Raw genomic sequence first — 23,336 nt, 5'->3', positions numbered from 1 at the left:
ACGCAACGATTGCGTAAATAGTGCTATATCTGTGCTTAAGTAGTGCTTAACGAGTGTTTGGAATATACGGGTAAAATATAGCTGAAATTGACTGGTAATTCAGTTGATTGAATCCTGATTTTTTTTATTTAATTTGGCATAAGCAGGGAGAAATCTTTTCCATTAGGCAATTCTCTCCCGCCCCTTTAAAAATTGATCATTTTTAAAGGTTTTCAAGGATTGTAACCGATTGAAACTCCTTTGGCTATAGACATAACTCTATTGCAATCATAACGTAACGAGATGAGATAAAATATAATTATAACCGTATCGGAATAGTATAACTTACGGCAACAGGTTCCCCCTGCAGTCGCCCTGGCTTCCAGGATCCAATACGTTGAATGGCAGTTGTTATCTCGCTTCTAATTTTCATAGGAACATCCTTATCATATGTAAACTTACTTAGATGACCATCTTTGTTGACAACAAATTTTACAAGGGTAGCTTCAGACTTCAATTGATTCACTAAATCATTGGGTATTTTTATATTTTTATAGATAGCCTTCATATACTGATCCATTTTAAGAGGGGGCATAGGTGCTAACTCCTTTGTATCAGCATCGTACGAAATTACTTCACCAGTAGCACGAAATCTTTTACCACTTTGAAGGGTACCACCCAAATATAGCTCTTCATACTGGCTGCCCATATTCCAGCCATTCCATTTTCCTTCCCTTTCATTATCTTTTAACTCACCTTCGATATAGGTACCATCGTCATAATCCAGTCGAAGGAATCCGTTTCCTCTCTTTAAAAGATAATTCCCTATAGAATCCAAATATAACAGGTAATATGGCTTGGTCATTGGAATACCGACAAATGGACTTTGTCCTGATTCTACCTGTGTAACCAGCATCTTCAGTTTTCCTGTGGGGTAATAATAATAAGATGAATCAACGGGTAAGGCGTGAATATCGAATGTCTCCAAGCTCTTTAACTGTCCATTAGGATAGTAAGTAGTGAATTCTCCTAAATATTTCCAGCCTATCCCCGACGCCGTACTGTCACGGCTGTACCCAAAAGACTTCATGGAATCCGTATCCGTATAATAACTGACGATATTAAATAGTTTTTCAGAGTCATTTCCTATCGAAACAATATACTGATAAGATCGAGATTCAGCTTTCGTAGAAACAGAATTCCCTAGGTTATCGAAATAGTTTATGATAGTATCAGTAACAGATTCTAGTCCCCTTTCCTCTCTAGAAGCAGCCTGTACATTCCATCCTATCAAAACATACACAAGCAATAATAAAGTCGATCTTTTCATAAAATATAGTAGCGTTAATAGGCGCAAAAATACATTTTTTCAAACAAACGCATACAAAACAAGAGCGGCAATTTCTTTCGAAATTGCCGCTCTTAAAATATATACCTAATAATGGATTATTTCACATCCCACCATACAGGCGTATAGATTACAATATTACCTGGGTAATTTGTATTTGAAGTAGCCTCACTATTTGCATAAGGCATACGTAACGGCATTCTGCCTTCTCCTAAGGTAGAAGCGATAGAAGTTGTAAAGAATGTTGGATAACCAGTTCTTCTCCACTCCGTCCATGACTCGAAACCTTGGAAACCACACATTGCATAATATTTTTGTGTAATAATCGCTTTTAGTTTTGCTTCGGCATCGCCTATGAATTTAGCATCCGGAGCTTCTGCGATATATTTGGCTGCGTCACTAGCGTTACCCGTAGCTGTAAAGCTTGTTGTAATACCAGATTCAAATAATGCTTTTGCATCACCTGTACCCCAACCTTTTACCACTGCTTCAGCTTGTAAGAATTTACTTTCAGCAGCTGAGAACAATTTCACTGGCGCAGTTGCTGATGTAGGATCTACCGCACGACCACCGACAAGAGGTGAAGGAGACGAAACTAACTTTGCTGAATTGGCGTTAAAATCCCCTTGAAGAATAAAAGCAATCGTATCCTGTCCGCTTAACTTATTATAAAAAGAGAATCTTCTTGGATCATTATTCTTTACAAAAGCCTGAACTACAGTCGCACTTGCGACAACATTTTGAGTTTTACCTAAACCCACCATCTCATTATAGAATGGATTTTCGTTACCACCGGTTGTTGTATACGTAATCGTAGCATCTTCATTTAAAAATATCGCTTTACTTGCATAAAGTGCTTTGATACCAGCCGCAGCTTTATTCGCATCAACATTTGAAATGCGTAGATACGCTCTCAACTTCAATGTATTTGCAAAAGCTTTCCATTTATCCAAGTCTCCATTGAAAATCATATCTTGACTTGAAACAGGTACTGCTTGTGGTTTTGCCAATAGAGCCAGACCTTTATCGATATAATTGAAAACTGAATCGTAAACAACTGCTTGAGCTTCGTATTTAGGATTAAGATTTCCGTTCGCCTTTAGCGCATCTGACAATGGAATATCTCCAAATGCATCTGTTGCAACTTGAAACGTATAAGCCTTCAATAAGTAGGCAATACCTTTATAATTGTCGTTTGCCGCCACATTTGAATTAATAATCAATTCTGCATTATTCAATGCGCTACGGTACAAAATCAACCATGATCTGTCCATTGCTGTATTCAATACTTGATACCTATCAATAGAGCGGTATTGAGAAGATGTAGGATTTTGCGTCCAGTATTGTCCCCAGATATTACCATATACCTGAAAACTGTTACCCACAACTTGACTGATAGCAGCTTCCACTGTAGGTAGTAATAAACTAGGCGTAGCTGTCTCTGGATTGTTCGGATTTTCATTGACATCCAAAAATTTATTACAGCTAGTCAATCCTAGTGTGCCAACTAAAGCTAAAACTAAAAGCTTCTTAGCATTTTTAAAATTTATAGTTTTCATACTTTACTTGCTCTTAAAATGAAACTTTAACATTGATACCATAATTTCGTAATGAAGGTTGAGCTGTAAAGTCAAAACCTTGTGCATTACCAGCACCAGATGAATTCACCTCCGGATCAGCATATTTATTTTCGCTTGGCGTCCAGATAAATAGGTTATTTCCAAATACTCCGATAGAAGCTGCTCCAAATGGTGTGTTTTTCAACATGTCTTTAGAGAATTTATACGTGAACGTAAGATTACGCAATTTGACGTAAGTCGCATCCACAACATTAACTCCCGCTTCCATGTTTGGATAATAGTCGATTTTATCATAGGTTGCAGTCGTATTAACAACGGAATTTCCTGCTGCATCCAAATAAACTGAATTCGGGAAGATCTGACCGATACGATCACCACCTGACTCAGCTGATGTACCAACAAATCCCATGATATCCTTTGTCCGGGAATAGAATACACCACCTTGTTTTGTATCGAACAAGGCACTCATTGACCAGTTTTTATAACTCAAACTTGTACCCAATGAGGCTTGGAAATCTGGATTATAAGTACCTAGATATTCTGGTTTGGAAGAAGCAATTGGTAACCCTGTTTTTTGGTCAACAATGGTACGACCTTGTGCATCTGTCGCATTTGTAACAGCATAAAACTCACCATATGGGCGTCCTACTGCAGCTACGATACTCATTCCAGAGAAACCACCAACCGAAACCTGTTGTACTCCATCCATCAATTCAACAACTTTACTGTTGTTTTTTGTAAACGTTCCAAACAATTCCCATGTCAAGTTCTCTGTCTTCACTGGAGCCCCTCTCAAAGTCAATTCCACGCCACTATTTTGAACTTTACCAGCATTTACCAAACTAAGTCCGTAACCTGTTGAAAGTGGAATAGGAATACTTAAAATTTGATTTTTTGAATTGTTCTTGTAGTAAGTAAAATCAGCTGACAAACGGTTATTGAAGAAACCTAGCTCAGTACCTACCTCAAACGAAGTCGTGATTTCAGGTTTCAAGTTTAGATTCCCAATCGTATTACCTGACATTAATGCAGACACATTACCAAAAGGGAAGGTCGTAGAACCGAAACCGCCAGCGATTGTACTTCTAGAGAAAGTTGAAATCAATTGGTATGGATCTGTATCCGAACCTACTTGTGCCCAGTTTGCACGAATTTTTGCATAACTGAACTTGCTCTTCAATTCTGGAGAGAACAATTCAGATGCAACAAACGATCCGCTTACACTTGGATAGAAGAATGAATTATTTTTCTTAGGTAAAGTAGATGACCAATCGTTACGTGCCGTTGCTTGTAAATAGGCTATGTTTTTATAAGAAACGTTCAAATCACCATAAACCCCCACTAAACGACGGTTTGTCCAGGTATCTTCAATCAGATCCAATGGGCCGTTGGAGTTTGCAAGGTTATACCATCCCGGAACAACAAGCCCACCGCTTGAATTTGTCGCAGTACTATTAGAAGTTGTTTTACGCTGACGAATATTATTGCCTAACATGAACGATGCTTCCCAATCCTCATTGAAAGTATGTTTGGCCGTCGCCATGAAATCATGAACAATCTCATTGACATTAAATTGGTCAATACGGTATTGTCCCGGATCTGTTTGAATATTTCCTTCAGAATAATTACCTGAAGTGTTATCTATTGGCAAGAAGCTATATTTAGGCGATTCCGAACGTCTACGATCACTGTAATTATCCAAACCGATACGCTCTTGAAAAGTCAACCACTCTGTTGGTTTATAATTCACATTGAAGTTCCCCATAATACGGTTCACGTCATTGAAATTATTATGGTTTTCCAACACCCAATATGGATTCATGGTATAGGCACCATAATACCCATAAACATCATTATGAGCTACACCATTTTCATCTGTATAACCATAACCGTTGTAAGGATTAGACAAATCTTTCAAACCAACAACATCGATATCTCTAGGTGTCTGTAATAAGTTATTGTAAACTGAACCGCCACCTTGTCCACCACCAACATTATTGCTATTGATTCGGCTATAATTTACAGCGATACCAGCGCTAAATTTATTTGAGAACTCTGTTGTTCCGTTAAATCTAACACCATATTTGTTATAGTTGTCTTTTTTACCTGGATAAACACCATTGGAATTCAATGCGTTTAATCCCAAATAAAAAGTCGATTTATCTGAACCGCCAGAAAAACTCAGGTTGTTATCAGAAGCGATACCAAGATCAAAAAAATCTCTGACATTGTCTTTCACCGCTGAATAGGCTTTCTTCTGACGTACACCATTTACAGCCTGTCCCCATTCTTGCACTTCACCCGTGAACGGTGCACCCCAAGACCAGTTTTCTTTTGGGTCATTCGAATAGATTAAATCACCCGCTTTATTATAGCCTGATGAACCCTGTCCATATTGATTTTGAAATTCAGGTAATTTCAAAATAGATGACAATGTGTTTGTAGAGCTAAAAGTGATCTCATTTTTCGAGCCCTTTTTACCACTTTTTGTTGTAATGATCAACGCACCATTTGATGCTCTTGAGCCATATAATGCCGCAGCTGCAGGTCCTTTCAACACAGTTACAGAAGCAATGTCATCTGGATTAATATCATTACCACGGTTACCAAAATCAACACTCGCTAGATCGCTAGCTCCCCCCATTTTGCTTGTATTATCGATAGGTGTACCATCAACAACAATCAAAGCTTGGTTGTTACCTGAAATAGATGAACCTCCACGTAATACCACACGGGAAGAACTACCTGGAGAATTCGAAGTAGAGGTAATATTAACGCCAGCTACTTTTCCCGCTAATGAATTAATCGCACTTGAATTACGTCCCTCTGTCAATTCATCACTCTTGATTGTTGGTGCTGAATATCCCAAAGAACGTTTTTCACGTTTAATCGCATTCGCCGTCACCACCACCTCTTCCAATGCATTGTCCTGTCCTGACAAAGATACATTGAACACAGTGCTGTTGTTGTTAACAATGATGGTTTTATCGTCAAAACCAACCGAACGGAAGACAACAACTTTGCCTGCAGGTACATTCAAAGAATAATTACCATCAGCATCTGTTTGTGTCGCTTGATTAGTGCCTTGTACAACTACTGTCACCCCAGGTATTGCTTTACCATCAGCAGATGTAACACGACCACTAATCTTCTTTTCTTGTGCGAATGCAACCGAAGTCAAGATCATTCCGCCAACAAGAAAACTTAGTAATGTTTGTTTCATGTTTTAGTTAGTTAATTTTATTATTTTTCTAATCCTATATATTGATACAAATTATATCCGTCAACATAACTGTCTAAACACACATTGCTTAGACAATAAACAACAATACGCAAATAGCATATCGCTATTCATGTGATAACAGTTGAAAATATTAATGGAAAAGTATACCCTAGGTAGATGTAGAGTCAATCCGTTGAAAATACTCAGCTGTAAAATTTGCTCTTTTCAGCATTTACAGTATATAATAGTTAGTGCGATTTTTATTAACGGTTTCAAATATAGAAAGCCAAAGTTGCTTTTACAAGTTTTTTAACATTCACACCTGAAAACAAAAAATAACGCAATAAAGCCTTTACTATCTTACAAATTCAAACGCAAGATGCATTTTAGAATAAAAACTCTTTAAATAAATTCAAAACAGAATTTTATACGGAATCACACATATTTAACAAAACATTAACAATGTATTAAGAAAACATTAACATGACATTTCCTTATTACTCATCGTAAAAAAAAGAGTAATTTATAACGATTCTAAAGTATTTTGAACGTGTTATCCAAAAAAAAAGACTTTACCCATTCAGGTAAAGTCTCCTTCTAGCAAATCCAAGATTATAGATTCGTTATGTAATACGTTCGCTTAATCGATATATTCGAATTTGGTATAAGGAACCAAAACTGCAGGTATGCGAATCCCTTTATCAGTTTGATTATTCTCTAATATCGCAGCAACAATCCGTGGCAGCGCTAACGCTGAACCATTTAGTGTGTGGGCCAATTGCATTTTCCCATCTGAATTTTTAAAACGTACTTTCAACCGGTTGGCTTGATATGTTTCAAAATTGGAAACAGAAGATACCTCCAACCAGCGCTTTTGCGCAGAACTATACACCTCCATATCATAAGTCAAGGCGGAAGTGAAACTCATATCACCACCACAAAGACGCAATACACGATAAGGTAGTTCTAATTTTTGAAGCAAACCCTGTACATATAGACTCATTTCTTCCAGGACTTCATACGATTTTTCTGGATGTACTAGCTGTACCGCCTCTACCTTATCAAACTGATGTAAACGGTTCAATCCACGCACATGGGCCCCATAAGAACCTGCTTCACGGCGGAAACATGGCGTGTAGGCGCAATGCTTAATCGGAAACTGTGCTTCCTTAACAATGACATCTCTATAAATATTGGTTACCGGCACCTCTGCCGTAGGGATTAAGTATAAGTTGTCATTGTTGACATAATACATCTGTCCTTCCTTGTCCGGCAACTGCCCGGTAGCAAAAGCGGACTCCTCGTTAACCAAAATGGGTACCTGTACCTCTTCATACCCCTGCTCGGCTGCCTGATCCAAAAAGAAATTAATCAATGCGCGCTGCAATTTTGCGCCTTTGCCTTTGTAAATCGGAAATCCTGCTCCTGCAACTTTTACACCGAGCTCCAGATCTACAATATCATATTTATTTAATAATTCCCAATGGGGCAATGCATCTTCCGATAAAGCCGGAATTTCACCATTTGTTAAAACCACCTCATTATCATCGGCACTCACACCGACAGGAACAGATTGATGCGGTAAATTAGGCAATTGAACAATCTTATCATTCAATTCGATTTCAATCGCTCCTAATTTGTCCAATAGTTGCTTTACTTGCTCTTTATATCCGGACGATTGGGATTTAACGGCTTCAGCTTCTTCTTTTCTTCCTTGGCGCATCAGATCTCCAATCTGCTTTGCTGCCGCGTTAGCTTCGCCCGAAAGTGCGTCCGATTCCGCCTGGATCTTACGGCGGTCTTCATCCAAACTGATGATTTCGTCGACCAATCCAATTTCCTTGAAATGCTTGACAGCCAATCTTTCGATAACCGTATCCCTGTTTTCACGGATATAATTCAATTGCAACATAATTATAAATGTATTATTTAAAAAATAGTGAACAAACTTAGATAAATTTGACTTCATATACAAGCAAATTTATCTACCCACGCCTGTTTGCAGCGCGCTCCAGTTTATTTCACCTCCATCACTTTGCCCCCTTTATTGTACAGTATTTACATGTAAACAAGAGCGGGATAGTAGATAAAACCCCTTCCAACAACCTGACCTTAAGATGAATCTGAGTTCGTACCTAAGCAATCGTAACTTCTTCACATAAATAAACATCCTGGATAGCATGCAGCAATTCAACCCCCTCGTTCATTGGCTTTTGGAAAGCTTTCCGACCTGATATCAGTCCTGTACCGCCAGCTCTTTTGTTGATTACGGCGGTTTTTACCGCTTCTTGTATATCGTTCTGCCCCGAAGCTCCGCCGGAATTGATCAGCCCTGCCCGTCCGGAAAAGCAGTTGAGCACCTGATAGCGGCAAAGATCAATCGGATGGTCTGATGACAATTGCGAATACATGCGGTCATCTAATTTGCCATAACTACTTTTACCCATGTTGAGGGCTTTAAAACCACCGTTCAGTTCGGGTAGCTTTTGTTTAATAATATCTGCTTTGATCGTCACCCCGAGATGGTTGGCCTGCCCGGTTAGGTCTGCAGCTAGATGGTAGTCCTTGTCTTCTGCCTTAAACGCCGGATTCCGCAAATAACACCATAATACCGTTGCCATCCCAAGTGAATGTGCTTCCTCAAATGCCTTTGCCACTTCAATGATCTGACGGTCGGACTCTTCCGAACCAAAATAAATGGTCGCTCCAACTGCTACCGCTCCCATATTCCAGGCTTCGCGTATCGTTCCATACAGGATTTGGTCGGCACGGTTGGGATAGGTCAGCAATTCGTTGTGATTGATTTTGACCAGAAAAGGGATCTTGTGTGCATATTTCCGGGATACAGCACCCAGTACGCCAAAAGTCGATGCGACGGCATTACAGTTCCCCTCCAGTGCCAATTTTACGATATTCTCCGGATCAAAATACTGCGGGTTGGGCGCAAAGGAAGCGCCGGCGCTATGTTCAATCCCCTGATCTACCGGCAATATGGACAGGTATCCTGTATTGGCCAGCCGGCCGGTTCCAAAAAGCTGCCCCAAGCTGCGTAATACCTGTGGTGTACGGTCGCTAGCACCATAGACCTGATCAATAAATGTCGTCTCAGGCAGATGAAGCATGGTTTTCGAAACCGCTGGTTTGTCAAATGCCAATAGATAATCTGATTCGGCACCTAGATGTGCCTGTATTTTTTCAATGTATTGCATCATGTATTTCTTGCATTTATATAGAAAATAACTCCAAAATAGACAGAATGTTTTAGCACCTATTATATAGTAAAAAAAACTTAACTTTGACCATGTTATATTTAGTTCCAACACCTATTGGCAATCTGGAAGACATGACCTTTCGTGCAGTCAATATTCTGAAAGAAGTAGACATTATCTTAGCTGAGGACACGAGGACAAGTGCTCCCCTTCTGAAGCACTTTGGTATAGACAAAAAGGTCTTTGCGCATCATCAGCATAATGAGCATAAAGCAGTTTCTGAAATCATTAAATTTCTGAAAGAAGGACAGAACATAGCCCTTATTTCGGATGCCGGAACGCCAGCAATCTCCGACCCAGGTTTTTTATTGGTCAGAGCGGCTATTAAAGAGGGACTGGAAGTACAATGCCTACCCGGTGCCACCGCTTTTGTACCGGCCCTGGTCAACTCGGGCCTGCCTAATGACCGGTTTTGCTTTGAAGGTTTCCTGCCTGTAAAAAAAGGACGCCAAACTCGTCTGAAGGCATTGGCGGAAGAAAAGAGGACCATGATTTTCTATGAATCACCGCACCGCATCCTCAAGACAATCGAAGAGTTTATTACAATTTTCGGTGCGGATAGGCAGGCTTCTATTTCCAGAGAATTAAGCAAACTGTATGAGGAGAATGTCCGCGGAACTTTAACTGATTTAAAATTACACTTTGAAAACAATCCAATCAAAGGAGAATTTGTATTTTGTGTAGGTGGATTGGAATAAATTTTGACAATCTTTGATTAATAAAACGTATTTGACATGAACATGGAACAATTTGCACAGGATGGACAGGATATAAAAATCATTGAAAAATTGGTTACCAAAGTCCAGGATATGCTTACTCCGGGAGAAAAAATAGATTATATCGCCGTACAGAAAAAACCTGCGGTGACAATTTTACCGGATAGTATCACCATTAGCAATAAACGCATTTTTATGTGTGAATTTACCAAATTGGGCCTGGCTACCGATTTTGAGATCTTTGGCTGGCAGGATATTAAAGATATTGCCTTCAAAGAGGAGATCTTTGGCTCAAAGGTTACCGTCATTCCCTTTACCGGTGAGAATTTAAGTATTGATTACATCCCAAAAGTACAGGCAAGAAAACTCTACCAATATATTAAAGCCGCTCTTGAAAACTACAAAAAGGCAGAACTGGCCGCTGAAAAGGAAAAGATCGTGATCGCTCCCAGCAGTCCTCGGGAGGTATTAGCGGAGAAAATTGAAAACAACCAGCCCACTCCAACAGCACCGGTAATCACCCCGGTAGCCCCTATAGTACAACCTGCGGCACCGATTGTACAACCGACGGCTCCTATACCCACTCCTCCGATTGCCGAAGAGGTAGATGATGAAATTACCTTAAAGCTTAAAAAACTAAAGGCACTCTTTGACAGACAACTGATCACACAGGAGGAGTACGAGCAAAAGAAAAAAGAAGTTTTATCCAGTTTATAACATAAGTGGATATCGTGAAGAACAACTATCTATTGGCACTTTTAAGTGCCTTTTTATTGTGGTTGGGATGGCCACCCATCCCCTATTCGAGCGTACTGCTTTTTATCGGATTCCTGCCCTTATTGATTGCACTGGAAAACATCATACGCAGCGAAACCATTAAAAAGAAAGGTAAAAAAATATTTCTGACCGCAGGTCTGACGGCTGTAGTCTGGAACACTGCATCCATTTACTGGGTATACAACTCGATCTCAGCAGTGATGCCGCCTTTTGCGGCAATTCTGATCAGCTTGATCCCCTTTTGTCTCGGAGCAGCATTAATGGCTATAGCGTTCACCTTGTATTATCAATTACGGCGTAGAGCTTCGCCTTTGTTATCGCTTTTTGGATTAATGGGGTTCTGGATCAGTTATGAATTTCTGCATGCAACCTGGGACCTTGCCTTTCCCTGGATGACTTTGGGAAACGGATTTGCCAACTTTCATCAACTAATCCAGTGGTACGACATGACGGGCGTATATGGTGGATCAATATGGATATGGTTGGTTAATATTTTGGGTTTCGTGCTTTATCTCAATCGAAAAGGTGTTTACGAACTCAAAAACAAGGCGATTCCTGTAGTTTGTTTAATGCTCGTTATACTCGTTCCAACGGTCTTTTCTTTGGTTCGCTATTTCAATTATGAGGAACACCAAAATCCCGCACAGGTGGTGGTTGTGCAGCCAAATATCAATCCTTACATCAAGTTTCAACTTAGCCCCGAGGAACAATTAAACACCTTGTTTAGCCTTTCAAGTTCAGTGGCCAAACCCAATACGGAGTTCTTTATCTGGCCCGAAACTGCTCTTTCACAAAACGGTGATTTTGATGAAGAAAACCTGCGTGACACTTATTCCTATCAACGAATCCTGCATTTTTTGGATCAGTATAAAAATGGTAATGTCTTGTCCGGCATAGAAAGCTATCAATTGTATAATTACGCAAAGACAGCCACTGCCCGCGAAGTTTCTCCTAATATCTACAAAGACAACTTCAATGCAGCAACATTGATTGACTACTCTTCCAAACTACAATTTTACCACAAATCCAAATTGGTACCCGGTGTCGAACAGATGCCCTTTGGAACGGCAATGAATGTTTTAAAACCTTTGTTCAAGGCTTTTGGTGGAACAACCGGCGGCTACGGAAAACAGGCCGAGCCTTCGGTTTTCTACGCACAAAGTGGCATCGGTGCTGCTCCGGTTATCTGCTATGAATCCATCTGGGGTGATTATGTGGCTAAATATGTTAAAAAAGGAGCTCAGTTTATCGCTATCATTACCAACGATGGCTGGTGGGGCAATACTTCGGGAAAAGATCAACATTTGCAGTATGCAAAATTAAGGGCCATTGAAAATCGGCGCTGGGTTGCCCGCTCGGCGAATACCGGAATATCTGGCTTCATCAATCAACGTGGTGATATTGTACAGCAGACCAAATGGTGGGTACCCGCAGCATTGAACCAGGAGATCAATTTAAATGAAGAGCTGACAACCTACACCAAAGTTGGAGATATGGCTGCCTACATGGGTTTAGCAATCGCTTTGGGTGGATTTTTTATATTGATAAAAAAAAGACCAAATTCTGATTAAAAATAAACCATAATGCATTTGATTTACTTCTGAGATTTGTAATTTTGCAGCATGCAAGTATATTTTGACAATGCAGCGACTACAGCCTTAGATCCTGAAGTTATAAAAGTAATGGTAGATGTGATGGACAATAATTTTGGAAATCCATCTTCTATTCATAGTCACGGAAGACAAGTAAAAACAATAGTAGAAAAAGCACGAAAGACAATCGCCAACCTACTCCACGTATCTCCAGCAGAAATTTTCTTTACTTCGGGCGGAACCGAAGCCGATAATATGGCCATTGTACGTTCGATCACTGACTTTGGCATCACGCATGCGATTACCTCACCGATAGAACACCACGCTGTTTTACATACGTTGGAAGAACTTGAAAAGGCGGGAAAAGTTCATCTTGACCTACTCGATGTGGACGATAAGGGTAATTTAGACCTTAATCAACTGGAAGAGCTCCTGAGCAAAAATCCCCGCACTTTTGTTTCCATTATGCACGCCAATAACGAGATCGGAAATCTCAATGACATTCAACGTATATCGGAATTATGCCGGCAATATAACGCAATTTTTCATTCGGATACCGTACAGACGATGGGGCATTATCCACACGATCTAGGTCATCTTAAAATTGATTTTATTACCGGTGCTGCCCATAAGTTTCACGGTCCAAAAGGTGTGGGATTCCTTTATATCAACGCAAATAATAAAATCAAACCTTTGATTTATGGCGGCGCGCAGGAACGGAATATGCGTGGTGGAACTGAGAATGTGTATGGTATAGCTGGCCTGGCGAAGGCTCTTGAACTTGCCTATGAACATATGGAAGAACATCAGACTTATATCCAAGGGCTTAAATCTTACATGATTGAAGAGCTGCAAAAAGCCATTCCGGATGTTGAATTCAATGGTATCACCGACCCCGATAAATCATTATACACTGTACTTAATGTATCTTTTCCTTGCAGTGATCTAGCTGATATGCTATTATTCAACTTGGATATTGCAGGAATCTCCTGTTCTGGTGGAAGTGCCTGTAGCTCTGGAACAGATATCGGTTCACATGTGCTAGGTGCTATCAAAACAAATTCAGACCGCCCTTCGGTTAGATTTTCCTTTTGCAAAAACAACACAAAAGAGGAAGTGGATTTCGTTGTGTCTACGTTAAAAGAGCTTTGTTCTAAAAACAGCTAGACACAAAAGATATAAAAACAAAAAACCCGAAGAGAATTCTCTTCGGATTTTTTATATAAATTTTATAGCATTATCGGATTTCAGTTCTTCGTCAGGACATAGTATTTGGAAATATCGCCCGTAATATCATTGCCTGATAGATCCAACTGACTCAAAATATGATTTCCCAATTTGAATTTGTAGTCAACTCCATCCAACGTAATAATATTCCCGTCTAATTTCCATTTCCCTTCACGCACGAAAACATCATCACTTTTGTTGAGGTATTTGGACGAATATTTATACGTATTGTCCCGATGTAAGGAAATAAGCGTTTCTATTCCATCGCAATCAGCACAGGGCATTATCCCTTTATACTCTCCAATCACAATTTCACCTTTCTCTCTTCCTTTTAATTCCTGCAAATTATCTTTATAAACCGCTACACTCTGTTTCGGATTATCACATCCCGCCAGCGCAATCATCACCAACAATCCCACCGTCCAAATAAACCTTTTCATCTCATTCCAAATTCAAAAAAATCAGCATCTAATAGTTACACCCATAAAATTCATAACAAATTAAATACCAAAAATTTAGAACGGATTAAAAATCATCATCATCATCGTCCACCAAAAAAGACAAAGCACCCTGTAACTCACCCAAGGTATGGAAATTACGACTTTTACGGGCAATGTCAATTCCACTTTTATATGTGATGATCGCAAGTTCCGGTTTGTCCAGTTTTTCATATAATTTACCCAAATGATAATACGTTCCTACGTAATCAGGATGTTTATCTATCAGCTGCTCAAATCTCTCCAAAGCTTCCTGCTCCTCATTTTGTTTGAGGTACTCCGCAGCTATGGCATATTTTAAAAAAGGATCTTCGGGGCTCTCCTTCAAAAATTCGTTGAGTTGATCCAATCGTGTCGACATATTCTTTTTTATTTCAAACTTAATTAAAATTACGTTCATCTGTCAACCTGCAAATAATTATTTTTATTGAGTTACGATCCCGATAGCCATAATCCACAGCCATAATAAGGTCATTCCGCTCGAATGATCAACTGCACTGCCAGCTGTTATTTGGGGTTCTACCGCTCGTCTGGATTAAGTTGCGATCAAACATAGTGGATTTAAACGCGGCAAGAAATTGCTAATATTACTATGCTAGCATATAAAATGACACTATACTGACGCAAAACTTTCATTAAAAAAAAGAACGCTAATCTTGGCAATATTTAATAAAAAAACCAAGTAGACACTCTAAAATTACAAATACAATAAATTTTAACAATAAAATTGAAATAAATTAAAAATAACACAACGCATAAGATTACTATTGAATCGAAATTTCACACACTTATGGACTTTTTAATTGGCAGAAAATATGGTAAGTTTGGGTAAAACCAATCGTATATGAAAATATTAGTTTGTATAAGTAATGTCCCTGACACTACATCGAAGATCACTTTTACAAATGACAACACTGCCTTTAATACCACTGGTGTGCAGTTTATAATAAACCCTTATGATGAGATTGCTCTCTCAAAGGCAGTTGAACTGGCTGAAGGTGGAAAAGGAACAGTGACTGTCATCAATGTTGGAGATGCATCCTCCGATGCGACCATCCGCAAAGCATTGGCCATAGGCGCTGACAATGCAGTACGTGTTAATGCTGTTCCTAGAGATGCTTGGTTTGTGGCCAATCAAATCGCAAGTTATGCAAAAGATAATGCTTTTGATCTAATTTTAACCGGACGTGAGTCAATTGATTATAATGGTGCTCAGGTGGGCGCTATCATTGCAGAATTGCTAAATATACCGTCGGTATCCATTGCCAAAAAAGTTGATGTCACTGCTGATGCAGTCAGCGTTGAACGTGAAATTGAAGGAGGCAAGGAAGTCGTGACAGCCAAACTTCCAATCGTTATTGGCACAGCCGAGGGTGTTGCAGAACCTAAAATACCTAATATGCGTGGTATTATGAGTGCACGTACCAAACCCCTGGATGTACTGGAACCGTCCACTGTTGATACACTTTCTCGTATTGTTGCCTACGAGACTCCAGCTCCGCGTGGTACTGTAAAACTGGTTGATCCAGCAGAGGTTGAGAAACTGGTTTCGCTCTTGCATGATGAAGCCAAAGTTATTTAATCGTTAAACTCCGAAAAAATTATGTCTATACTCGTATATGTAGAAAATACTGATGGAAAATTCAAAAAGTCTGCTTTTGAAGTAGTTTCTTATGCGAAAGCCATCGCCGATAATACAAATAGTGATCTTGTCGCCATCTCTATTGGCAATGTTGCACAGGATGAACTTGCTACATTGGGCAACTATGGTGCATCAAAGGTACTAACGGTCAATACTGATCAACTTTCTTCCTTCGTCAATCAGGCTTATGCAAGCATTATCTCAGAAGCTGTCAAAAGCACTGGAGCGAATCTACTTGTACTTTCCAACTCATTTTCGGGCAAAGGACTGGCACCTCGCATCGCGGCAAAACTTCATGCTGCACTCGCTGATGGGGCCTTGTCTTTACCGACTATCGAAGGTGAAAAGTTAACCGTCAAAAAAACCGCGTTTTCGAATAAAGCATTCGCTACGGTGGAATTGACCGCTGCAATCAAGGTGATCGCACTAAGTCCCAACGCCTATGAAACCAAGGAAACTGGCGGTACTGTTGCGGTAGAGCCATTTACGGCAAATGTCGCTGCTACAGATTTCTCGACAATCGTGAGGGAGATCGTACGGGCGACAGATAAAGTTTCCCTACCCGAAGCAGAGATTGTTGTATCCGCAGGCCGAGGACTAAAAGGTCCGGAAAACTGGGGGATGATCGAAGAGTTGGCTGATGTCCTTGGTGCTGCTACCGCTTGTTCAAAACCTGTATCTGATGCCGGGTGGCGCCCACACTCCGAACACGTTGGCCAGACGGGTATTGTTGTCAGCCCTAATCTTTATATCGCTATCGGTATCTCCGGTGCCATTCAACATTTGGCTGGAGTGAGTTCCTCAAAAACTATCGTTGTCATCAACAAGGATCCCGAAGCGCCATTTTTTAAGGTTGCAGATTATGGTATTGTTGGCGACGCTTTTGATATTGTCCCTAAATTGACACAAGCATTGAAAGCTTACAAAGGAAATTAAGCTTTTAATACCCTATATTCCTCCCCATTCATTTAAAGAAATGTATGGGGAGTTTTTTGTTTGTCATTACGTATTCGCAATCTGGGCTATTAAAAAAGATTTTAAAGATCTAGGAGAGATCGATAAATTTGTTCACAAGGAACGTAATTATAATTGCATATAAAAGCAAATTTATCTAAGTTTGTAGACCGCTTTGGAATTAAAATGAAGAAAATCAGATTAGATATCGTTGGTTTATCCTATAGTCAAACACAATCTGGGGCTTACGCCCTGGTATTGGGAGAAGTGGAAGGCAACAGAAGATTACCCATCATTATTGGCAGCCATGAAGCCCAAGCCATTGCTATTCGGATAGAAAAAATGATTCCAAGCCGTCCCCTTACGCACGACCTATTTCAATCCTTTGCTGAATCTTTTGGTATCCAACTTGTTGAGGTACTCATCTATAACCTGATTGAAGGTATTTTTTATGCGAAGATTATTTGCTCTGATGGCAATAAAATAGTCGAAATCGATGCACGAACTTCCGATGCCGTGGCCTTGGCGGTTCGATTTGAAGCTCCGATTTATGCCTATGAATTTATTATGTCTTCTGCAGGTATTATCATTGAGGGGCATGAATTCGCATTTTTGGAAAATCTGGACAAAGCCAACAAAATGCAAGATCCTAGCATGATTGAGGTCGAAGAAAAAACACCATCCAAATCGCCTAACAACCCATTTTCTTCATTGACAGATGAACAATTGGAGCAGGCACTCAATCAAGCGCTGACGGAAGAGAATTACGAGCAAGCAGCTTTGATTAGAGATGAAATTTCCAAAAGAAAATAGCTCCTTTCATTAAAGCGCAACAAAACTTTAAATAATATCGTTTTATGTCTATTAAATTAAGATTGACCATTATGAGCTTCTTTCAGTTTTTTGTCTGGGGAGCATGGTTGATTACAATAGCTAACTATTGGTTTGGCACAAAGCAATGGGATGGTACGCAATTTGGCGCTATTTTCGCGACAATGGGTATAGCTTCCCTATTTATGCCCACATTAATGGGGATAATTGCTGACCGCTGGATAAATGCCGAAAGACTATATTTTGCTCTTCATTTGTGTTATGCCGGTGTTCTTTTTTATCTACCACAGGTAAACGATCCCAACACCTTTTTTTATGCGATGCTTGCCGCCATGTGTTTTTATATGCCCACATTAGCGTTATCCAACTCGATTGCTTATACCGCATTAAATGAAAACAATTATGATCTGGTCAAAGCATTCCCGCCTATCCGTGTCTTTGGAACCGTTGGATTTATTGTAGCCATGTGGATCACAAATCTAACGGGCAATAAAGCGACTGGTTACCAATTTTATATTGCTGGAACCGCAGCTTTAGCCTTAAGTCTCTATGCCTTTACTTTACCAAAATGCCCTCCTAAAAAATTACAGCAGGAAAATGCGTCATGGACACAACTGTTGGGCCTGGAAGCGTTTAAATTATTTGGAAACTATAAAATGGCGCTGTTCTTTATATTTTCCATGTTCCTGGGGGCCGCACTGCAGTTGACCAATGCTTACGGAGATGTATTTTTGGATGAGTTTAAATTCTATCCGAAGTTTGCGGAATCTTTCGTTGTGAAATACTCAACCATCATCATGTCAATTTCGCAGATATCCGAAACACTTTTTATTCTGGCTATCCCATTTTTCCTGAAGAGATTCGGAATTAAAAAAGTGATGTTGATTTCAATGTTTGCTTGGGTCTTGCGTTTTGGGCTTTTCTCTTTTGGAGACCCGACAGGTGGCTTATGGATGATTGTACTTTCCTGTATCGTCTACGGAATGGCATTTGACTTTTTTAATATCTCAGGCTCCTTATTTGTGGAAACATCTACCACTTCGCGTATTCGTAGCTCCGCCCAAGGTCTATTTATGATGATGACGAATGGTTTTGGCGCAGTATTTGGCAGTTTTACTTCCGGTTGGATTATTGACCACTATTTCACTAAAAGCTTTCAGAGCGGGCGAGATCTTGCGCAATACCTGGACACTAATACCAACGACACGCATTTCCTGAATTTTCTGAAGGAAAAAAGTATTGCCTTATTGCCTGATGGCACCTTGAACAACACGATTATGCTCAAGGATTGGCACGATATCTGGCTTGCCTTTGCAATCTATACCCTGGTGATCGCGGTTCTTTTTGCGCTATTTTTTAGACATAAACATGAGCCTGAATCGCTAAATTCAAAATAACAAAAAGCCGCAAATGCGGCTTTTTGTATATTTGCAGCATGCAAAATACATCAATGGAATTGTTAACGGATTCTCAATCCCAAATTTACAACTGGACTTTTCAATGGATTAACAAACTGGGTTTGGATAACCAGACCAATCATTTTATCAATTCCATTGTCTTATTATTGCTGGTTGTCTTATTTCTGATCATTGTCGATTACTTCAGCAAAAAAACGCTTCTACTACTCACCATTAAAGCTATCCGGAGAAGCGCCAACCGATTTGATGATTTATTAATTCGGAATAAAACTTTAAAACTGATTGCCCATTTCGTCCCCATATTGGTTGCGCAATATATCATTCCCATTATTTTTATGGGTTTTCCGAATTGGAAAGAAAACATCAACAAGTTATTGGCTATCGCAACCACCGTCGTCAGTTTATTGATCATCCATTCCTTATTAAAAAGTATCCGGGATATCCTGCGTACCAAAAAGTCCTTTGCGGATAAACCGTTGGAGAGCTACTTACAGGTCTGTCAGATTATCATGTACTTTATTGGCGGTACCATCTGTTTTTCGATCTTAACTGGTAGCTCGCCCTGGTCCTTTCTATTGTCATTGGGAGCTGCCTCGGCAATCCTGATGCTGGTCTTCAAAGATACGATCCTGGGGTTTGTGGCCAGTATACAGGTATCGGCCAATGACTCGATCCGAGTGGGAGACTGGATTGAAATGCCCAAGTATGGCGCTGATGGGACGGTAAAGGAAATCAACCTCAACAATGTCAAAGTGCAGAACTTTGATAAGACCATCACGACCATCCCAACACATACCCTGTTATCGGATTCTTTTAAAAATTATAGGGGCATGCAGCAATCTGGGGGAAGAAGGCTGAAAAGGGCGATTAATATTAAAATTTCCACAATTCGCTTTTTGGATAACGAAGAGATCGAAGGGCTAATGCATATACAAATTCTCCGTCCTTATATCGAGGACCGTGCTAGGATAATCGATGAATTTAATCGCATTCATCAGATTGATCCTTCGAGTCCAATTAATGGCAGGAAAATGACCAACCTGGGCATGTTCAGAGCTTATGCACTGACGTACCTACGCCAGAATCCCAATATCCACAAGACCATGCCCCTGATGGTGCGTCAATTAGCGTCAACAGAACATGGCGTTCCGATCGAACTTTATTTCTTTGTAAATGATATACGTTGGGAATATTATGAAGGTATTGTATCCGATGTTTTTGATCACCTCTTTGCCGCTACAAAATATTTTGACCTTGAAATTTTTGAAAATCCTGCTTCGGATGATTTCAGACAGTTTGTAAAGACGCCAAAGATCAGCGTATTAAATTAGCGCCGTAAGAGACCAAGACCGTCAAAAACAGTGAAAGGTAATCCGGGGAGATTACCTTTTCACTTTAAAAACAAACTAAATTTTTAGACGTGTTTCACAACAGATCTACACATTAACCCTAACTCTTTATGAATCAAAAATTACTCTACACAAATATAGGACTGCAATGTTAAGTCCATCTTAAGGGAACTTTAAACTTCAAACAATTCGATAAATAATTATTTAAATATTTATTGTACTGCATTTACAGTCAGATACGCACCGCAGCCTTGAGATGAAGAAGTCTCTTTTCTGAGTCTAATCCCTTCGAAATGGAAGATAACCTGAAATTTTGGAATCGTTCATTCTCACATAAAAATTTCTTGCTAAATAAGATCGCGAAGTTTTGATCCCTTTTAGATAGACCTATAGCATTTTTCACAAAATAAAAGGCAATCGTGGGATTGCCTTTTATTTTGTGAAAAATGAATATTCAATTATTCTACCACAATACTTTTTGTTGCAAAATGTTCTCTATTGAACATATCAATTGCCCTGATTTCTAGCTGGTATTTGCCCGCCTTAAGCTTGGGTAAATTTGTCATCCACAAATGACTTGATTTTTCTGGATTGGACGGGCGACGAGTAGTCATTAATTGCTCTGCCGTATCGTATTTCGCTAAGGATCTTAAGAAATTAGGATCGCTTTCATTGACATATTCCATCGCTTTCCAGTCACCTTGATTGATTCTGTAAGCTACATGATCTCCCTCCCTCCCAATGAAGAAATTCGCGTAGATCGGATATCTTTTCGTATACTTTTCCGGTACCACCGAAGCTCCATACACGTCGATCTGATAACTCGCTGGTTTACCGACGACTTTATAATCAAAACTATATTGATTACCCTCAATTTTCAGAATCGCATACCCCTTTGGCGTACCGTCACGCATCGTAGAGACAGGGATTCCCTTATCATTCAGTTCGCCAGAATACCAATCGCCTGATGTGGTGCCAACGTTATATTCGTGGTGCGGATTTTCCTGTTTCCAGCCGTCTTTCTGTCCATAAAAATATTGGCGCTGGAAATGGGTGTGTGCTGAAAGCGAAAGTGTGTGCTGAAACGGAGCTAAAATATCAAAAAGGCGTTGTCTGTCCTCATTGCGGAACACATTGGAGTTTTCATGATATAAAGGTATATGGAACGATAGAACAATTAATTTGTCTTTATCTACATGCTTTAGGTCATTTTCGACAAAATCCAATTGATCTTTCCGAAAACCACCTAAATACCCCTTTCCAGTTCGTGGATTAGGATAAATGATGTTATCCAATACAATAAAATGGACCTTTCCATAATTAAAGGAGTAATTATTGGGGCCAAAAGTGCGCTCAAAAGACTCATCAGAAAGGCTGTCTGTCTTGGCATCATAATTCATGTCATGGTTTCCCATCACATTGTACCACGGTAATCCCATCGTCGAAATGACTGACTTATATTTCGGCTGAAGGGAGAGATCGTCACCGACCAAATCACCCAGACTGATCCCAAATTTGGCAACCGATTTGTCCGCAATCTCATTAATGACACCCTCCTTGAAAAATCTCAATTCTTCTTCAGTATAGGCCTGTGGATCACCGAAAATAAACGCAGAAAAATTGGGTTGTTCGTCTTGTTGATACAGCGCAAAGTTCACTGCTGACGGAATTGTTCCCGTAGCCACTACACCTGGGTATTTTGACACTGGGCTTCCATTCGTTTTATGGATATAATAGAATTTTGGGTGATTATTTTCATCTACTGGCACGGCATATCCAGCAGGTTTAACAACGAAAATAACATTGTCATTTCCAACCGGCAATTGGTAGTTACCATCGTTATCCGTAGACACAACTTCGCGACCGTTACTGACAGAAACAGATGCGATCCCTTTTTCGTTCTTATCCAATTTTCCGTTTTTGTTTATATCAAGATAAACTTTTCCCTTAGCAAATTTTTGTGCTTGTACTGACTGTGTTAACGCCAAAGAAATAGCTAGTGCTAAAAATGTTTTCATGTTGAATGTTGATTTTTACTGCTAAAGTACCCTATTCCCATTAAGGCAATATAAATTGAATATAAAGAATTTGTAAATATAGATTCGCTTCACATTGCATTCAACATAACAGTAGCAGTTATTTGAATAGCATTTTACAGATACTTAAATCAGACTTTATTTGTATTCATCCGAATGAGGTCGCTCTTAAATCCGTATAAAATCCCTATCATCTCCTTATTATATACAAAATTATCTTCCGCTTAACCTAACACTGTCTCGTATCGTTTCCTCGAATTTCCTACTGTGGTATTTGTAATTTTATCTGATTTATGTCAACCGATCTTTCGTTATTATTATGCCTTTGAATTATTGGATATATGCCTGAATTAATTGGTCAATTGGCGACATAAAAACCTCACCCTTGAAACAAAAGAAATTAAAAAAATAAGGAGAAACTAGTCCTTAGTTTCTCCTTATTTTTAATAGATATAATTATGATTATCTTGCTTGTGCAGTCGCCAACATACGGTTTACTTCATCTATCATTGATTTAGCCGCATCGTGCATCCGCGGGTTACCTGCAAAATCTGCATCCAAGGTCACATGCTTAGATTTATCTTTGTAGTTATATTCTAAGTAGAAGCGAGGTACCTTTGAATTTATAGAGTCTTTCTGCCCTTCCGGACCAGTCATATCCGTATCTAAATTCCAAAAGCCTAACTCCATCGCTTTGCGGTGCAAATACAGGAGATCATCTTTCGTAAATTTTACAGTATCCGTAATTAAAGAATCTTTTTTGTCTAAATATTTATAGATACGCGTTTTTGAATTATATTCATTGACCATATGATTCGGCTCCCCATATTTGAATGCTATCGATTCAAAATCTGCAAAGCGGAATGGTGCATTTTTAATCATATTGCTATAATAATAA

18 protein-coding genes are annotated in these 23,336 nt (G+C 39.5%); 9 read left to right on the top strand and 9 right to left on the bottom strand.

Features of this window, described 5'->3' with window-relative positions; translation table 11 throughout:
- Positions 1–298 precede the first annotated feature (298 nt).
- From HPC41_RS25010 to HPC41_RS24990, 5 genes are all read right to left on the bottom strand, one after another.
- A complete protein-coding gene (locus tag HPC41_RS25010; protein WP_172396797.1) occupies positions 299–1,309 on the bottom strand; it encodes an energy transducer TonB in 1,011 nt (336 codons plus the stop codon).
- Between the two features lie 116 nt (positions 1,310–1,425).
- On the bottom strand, positions 1,426–2,886 hold the full coding sequence (locus tag HPC41_RS25005) for a SusD/RagB family nutrient-binding outer membrane lipoprotein (RefSeq protein WP_246251066.1): 1,461 nt from the start codon (positions 2,884–2,886) through the stop codon (positions 1,426–1,428).
- A 13-nt stretch (positions 2,887–2,899) separates the two neighbouring features.
- On the bottom strand, positions 2,900–6,130 hold the full coding sequence (locus tag HPC41_RS25000) for a SusC/RagA family TonB-linked outer membrane protein (protein WP_172396796.1): 3,231 nt from the start codon (positions 6,128–6,130) through the stop codon (positions 2,900–2,902).
- Positions 6,131–6,770: 640 nt separating this feature from the next.
- Positions 6,771–8,042, bottom strand: a complete 1,272-nt coding sequence (gene serS, locus HPC41_RS24995) for a serine--tRNA ligase (protein WP_172396826.1) — start codon at positions 8,040–8,042, stop codon at positions 6,771–6,773.
- 223 nt (positions 8,043–8,265) lie between these two features.
- Positions 8,266–9,342, bottom strand: a complete 1,077-nt coding sequence (locus HPC41_RS24990) for a class I fructose-bisphosphate aldolase (protein WP_172396795.1) — start codon at positions 9,340–9,342, stop codon at positions 8,266–8,268.
- A gap of 89 nt (positions 9,343–9,431) precedes the next feature.
- On the opposite strand from HPC41_RS24990, the gene rsmI reads away from it, so the two are divergent.
- From rsmI to HPC41_RS24970, 4 genes are read left to right on the top strand one after another with little or no spacing between them, the layout of a single operon-like run.
- The gene (gene rsmI, locus HPC41_RS24985) at positions 9,432–10,097 is read left to right on the top strand and encodes a 16S rRNA (cytidine(1402)-2'-O)-methyltransferase (protein WP_172396794.1); all 666 of its coding nucleotides are present in this window, start codon (positions 9,432–9,434) and stop codon (positions 10,095–10,097) included.
- 36 nt (positions 10,098–10,133) lie between these two features.
- Complete coding sequence (locus HPC41_RS24980; RefSeq protein ID WP_172396793.1) at positions 10,134–10,832, top strand: PH domain-containing protein; 699 nt, start codon at positions 10,134–10,136, stop codon at positions 10,830–10,832.
- A 14-nt stretch (positions 10,833–10,846) separates the two neighbouring features.
- A complete protein-coding gene (gene lnt, locus HPC41_RS24975; protein ID WP_172396792.1) occupies positions 10,847–12,463 on the top strand; it encodes an apolipoprotein N-acyltransferase in 1,617 nt (538 codons plus the stop codon).
- 51 nt (positions 12,464–12,514) lie between these two features.
- The gene (locus HPC41_RS24970; protein WP_172396791.1) at positions 12,515–13,651 is read left to right on the top strand and encodes a cysteine desulfurase family protein; all 1,137 of its coding nucleotides are present in this window, start codon (positions 12,515–12,517) and stop codon (positions 13,649–13,651) included.
- 80 nt (positions 13,652–13,731) lie between these two features.
- Here the strand turns inward: HPC41_RS24970 and HPC41_RS24965 are convergent, their stop codons facing one another.
- On the bottom strand, positions 13,732–14,151 hold the full coding sequence (locus tag HPC41_RS24965) for a copper resistance protein NlpE (protein WP_172396790.1): 420 nt from the start codon (positions 14,149–14,151) through the stop codon (positions 13,732–13,734).
- A gap of 85 nt (positions 14,152–14,236) precedes the next feature.
- Positions 14,237–14,608, bottom strand: coding sequence for a tetratricopeptide repeat protein (locus HPC41_RS24960; protein ID WP_246251063.1), 372 nt, complete (start codon positions 14,606–14,608; stop codon positions 14,237–14,239).
- A gap of 444 nt (positions 14,609–15,052) precedes the next feature.
- Here HPC41_RS24960 and HPC41_RS24955 point away from each other — a divergent pair, with 444 nt between their 5' ends.
- The 5 genes from HPC41_RS24955 to HPC41_RS24935 all read left to right on the top strand — a co-directional run bounded on the left by HPC41_RS24955 (position 15,053) and on the right by HPC41_RS24935 (position 20,384).
- Positions 15,053–15,790 (top strand): electron transfer flavoprotein subunit beta/FixA family protein, encoded by a 738-nt coding sequence (locus tag HPC41_RS24955; protein WP_172396789.1) that lies wholly within the window; start codon positions 15,053–15,055, stop codon positions 15,788–15,790.
- A 21-nt stretch (positions 15,791–15,811) separates the two neighbouring features.
- Positions 15,812–16,786 (top strand): electron transfer flavoprotein subunit alpha/FixB family protein, encoded by a 975-nt coding sequence (locus HPC41_RS24950; RefSeq protein ID WP_172396788.1) that lies wholly within the window; start codon positions 15,812–15,814, stop codon positions 16,784–16,786.
- A 204-nt stretch (positions 16,787–16,990) separates the two neighbouring features.
- Positions 16,991–17,617, top strand: coding sequence for a bifunctional nuclease family protein (locus HPC41_RS24945; RefSeq protein ID WP_172396787.1), 627 nt, complete (start codon positions 16,991–16,993; stop codon positions 17,615–17,617).
- Positions 17,618–17,661: 44 nt separating this feature from the next.
- Positions 17,662–19,032 carry a nucleoside permease gene (locus HPC41_RS24940; protein ID WP_172396786.1) on the top strand — a complete coding sequence of 457 codons (1,371 nt, stop codon included), beginning with the start codon at positions 17,662–17,664 and terminating at the stop codon, positions 19,030–19,032.
- Positions 19,033–19,070: 38 nt separating this feature from the next.
- A complete protein-coding gene (locus tag HPC41_RS24935; protein ID WP_216660875.1) occupies positions 19,071–20,384 on the top strand; it encodes a mechanosensitive ion channel family protein in 1,314 nt (437 codons plus the stop codon).
- A 476-nt stretch (positions 20,385–20,860) separates the two neighbouring features.
- On the opposite strand, the gene HPC41_RS24930 is transcribed toward HPC41_RS24935, so the two are convergent.
- On the bottom strand, positions 20,861–22,420 hold the full coding sequence (locus HPC41_RS24930) for a calcineurin-like phosphoesterase C-terminal domain-containing protein (RefSeq protein WP_172396785.1): 1,560 nt from the start codon (positions 22,418–22,420) through the stop codon (positions 20,861–20,863).
- Positions 22,421–22,900: 480 nt separating this feature from the next.
- Positions 22,901–23,320 carry a hypothetical protein gene (locus HPC41_RS24925; RefSeq protein ID WP_172396784.1) on the bottom strand — a complete coding sequence of 140 codons (420 nt, stop codon included), beginning with the start codon at positions 23,318–23,320 and terminating at the stop codon, positions 22,901–22,903.
- Between the last annotated feature and the right edge of the window lie 16 nt (positions 23,321–23,336).

The sequence above is a fragment of the Sphingobacterium prati genome (assembly GCF_013167215.1).
In the GTDB taxonomy this organism is placed as follows: domain Bacteria; phylum Bacteroidota; class Bacteroidia; order Sphingobacteriales; family Sphingobacteriaceae; genus Sphingobacterium; species Sphingobacterium prati.
This window is presented reverse-complemented; position numbering and strand designations above follow the sequence as displayed.

What these genes read in the sequence shown, in the direction of transcription:
- HPC41_RS25010 (WP_172396797.1), bottom strand. Translation starts at nt 1,309, where the DNA reads ATGAAAAGATCGACTTTATTATTGCTTGTGTATGTTTTGATAGGATGG.
- HPC41_RS24955 (WP_172396789.1), top strand. Translation starts at nt 15,053, where the DNA reads ATGAAAATATTAGTTTGTATAAGTAATGTCCCTGACACTACATCGAAG.
- HPC41_RS24980 (WP_172396793.1), top strand. Translation starts at nt 10,134, where the DNA reads ATGAACATGGAACAATTTGCACAGGATGGACAGGATATAAAAATCATT.
- HPC41_RS24930 (WP_172396785.1), bottom strand. Translation starts at nt 22,420, where the DNA reads ATGAAAACATTTTTAGCACTAGCTATTTCTTTGGCGTTAACACAGTCA.
- HPC41_RS25000 (WP_172396796.1), bottom strand. Translation starts at nt 6,130, where the DNA reads ATGAAACAAACATTACTAAGTTTTCTTGTTGGCGGAATGATCTTGACT.
- serS (WP_172396826.1), bottom strand. Translation starts at nt 8,042, where the DNA reads ATGTTGCAATTGAATTATATCCGTGAAAACAGGGATACGGTTATCGAA.
- HPC41_RS24940 (WP_172396786.1), top strand. Translation starts at nt 17,662, where the DNA reads ATGTCTATTAAATTAAGATTGACCATTATGAGCTTCTTTCAGTTTTTT.
- HPC41_RS24990 (WP_172396795.1), bottom strand. Translation starts at nt 9,342, where the DNA reads ATGATGCAATACATTGAAAAAATACAGGCACATCTAGGTGCCGAATCA.
- HPC41_RS24970 (WP_172396791.1), top strand. Translation starts at nt 12,515, where the DNA reads ATGCAAGTATATTTTGACAATGCAGCGACTACAGCCTTAGATCCTGAA.
- HPC41_RS24965 (WP_172396790.1), bottom strand. Translation starts at nt 14,151, where the DNA reads ATGAAAAGGTTTATTTGGACGGTGGGATTGTTGGTGATGATTGCGCTG.
- rsmI (WP_172396794.1), top strand. Translation starts at nt 9,432, where the DNA reads ATGTTATATTTAGTTCCAACACCTATTGGCAATCTGGAAGACATGACC.
- HPC41_RS24950 (WP_172396788.1), top strand. Translation starts at nt 15,812, where the DNA reads ATGTCTATACTCGTATATGTAGAAAATACTGATGGAAAATTCAAAAAG.
- HPC41_RS24945 (WP_172396787.1), top strand. Translation starts at nt 16,991, where the DNA reads ATGAAGAAAATCAGATTAGATATCGTTGGTTTATCCTATAGTCAAACA.
- HPC41_RS24935 (WP_216660875.1), top strand. Translation starts at nt 19,071, where the DNA reads ATGCAAAATACATCAATGGAATTGTTAACGGATTCTCAATCCCAAATT.
- HPC41_RS24925 (WP_172396784.1), bottom strand. Translation starts at nt 23,320, where the DNA reads ATGATTAAAAATGCACCATTCCGCTTTGCAGATTTTGAATCGATAGCA.
- HPC41_RS24960 (WP_246251063.1), bottom strand. Translation starts at nt 14,608, where the DNA reads ATGAACGTAATTTTAATTAAGTTTGAAATAAAAAAGAATATGTCGACA.
- HPC41_RS25005 (WP_246251066.1), bottom strand. Translation starts at nt 2,886, where the DNA reads ATGAAAACTATAAATTTTAAAAATGCTAAGAAGCTTTTAGTTTTAGCT.